This window comes from Nonomuraea sp. NPDC003201 (assembly GCF_053590415.1).
In genome coordinates, this window is sequence record NZ_JBSFTC010000776.1 from 1 (window position 1) to 1122 (window position 1122).

The 1122-nt window shown below is 73.3% G+C and carries 1 protein-coding gene and 1 pseudogene; one reads left to right on the plus strand and one right to left on the minus strand.

Translation table 11 applies throughout. The annotated features are described in order from the left end of the window. Positions 1–409 (plus strand): PepSY domain-containing protein (locus ACWDX9_RS63570; RefSeq protein ID WP_449973496.1); only part of this gene is annotated, 409 nt, incomplete at its 5' end. On the opposite strand, the pseudogene ACWDX9_RS63575 reads toward ACWDX9_RS63570, so the two are convergent. Continuing rightward, positions 400–1122, minus strand: a pseudogene (locus tag ACWDX9_RS63575) (hypothetical protein); the annotation flags it as partial. The gene ACWDX9_RS63570 and the pseudogene ACWDX9_RS63575 overlap by 10 nt on opposite strands.

The window sequence follows — 1122 nt, forward strand, 5'->3', positions numbered from 1 at the left end:
CCGCCTGGACCAGGTCGCCGTCGACGCCACCTCCGGCCAGGTGAGCGCCGAGCTGCGCTTCGCCGACTACTCGCTGGCCGCCAAGCTCGCCCGGTGGGGCATCGACGGGCATATGGGGCTGCTGTTCGGCCTGGTCAACCAGATCCTTCTGGCGCTCCTGGCCGTCGGCCTGATCACGCTGATCGTGCTCGGCTACCGCATGTGGTGGCGCCGCCGGCCCACCCGCGGCTTCGGCAAGCCGTATCCCCGGGGTGGCTGGCGGAACGTGTCCTGGGCCCTGCTGGCGCCGCTCGCTCTGCTGGCCGTGGCCGTCGGGGTCTTCCTGCCGCTGATGGGCATCTCGCTGGCCGCGTTCCTGGTGGTCGACGTCGTGCTCGGGCTGCGCGCCCGGCTGGGGTCTCAGACGTGATCCTCCGAGCGCCGGGGCAGGAACAGGCCGGACACGCACATGAAGGCCGCGACCAGGAACAGGCCAGCCCGCGTGCCGAGCGTGCTCGCGACCAGGCCGCCGAAGGCGATGAAGAGCGGCTGGGTGACGTTCGTGGCGAAGATCCAGAGCGTCGACACCCTGGCCAGCAGGTGGTCCGGGGTGCCGAGCCGGCGGTAGGTCGTCATGGTGGAGTTCGCCAGGCCGGAGAAGAACAGCACGCCCGCGAAGCTGGACCCGCAAAGGAGCACGCCCGCGAAGCCGGACCCGCAAAGGAGCACGCCCGCGGTGCCGGGTGAGGCCAGCGGGATGACCGCGTACCAGGGGCCGCGCCAGAGGCTCACCCACCACAGGCCGCGCACCAGGCCGAATCGCCTGCTCAGCCTCGGCGCGAGCCGCGCGCCGAGGAAGCCGCCGAGCGAAGGGAGCCCCATGAGCAGGCCGTACTGCCAGGGGGTGGAGCCCAGGTCGCGCAGGTAGAACAGCGAGCTCAGCGGCGTCGCCATCGCACTCGCGCCGGCGAAGACTAGCCAGCTCGCGAACATCCGCCGCAGCACCGGATGCCCGCGCACGAAGCCCCACCCGGCGAACAGCTCCGCCCGCCGGGAGGGGCTCGACTCGCGCGCGGGCGGCGCCGGCTCGCGCCCAGGCGACGCCGACTCGGGTGGGAGCGGGGACGGGGGCGGGGGCGGCTC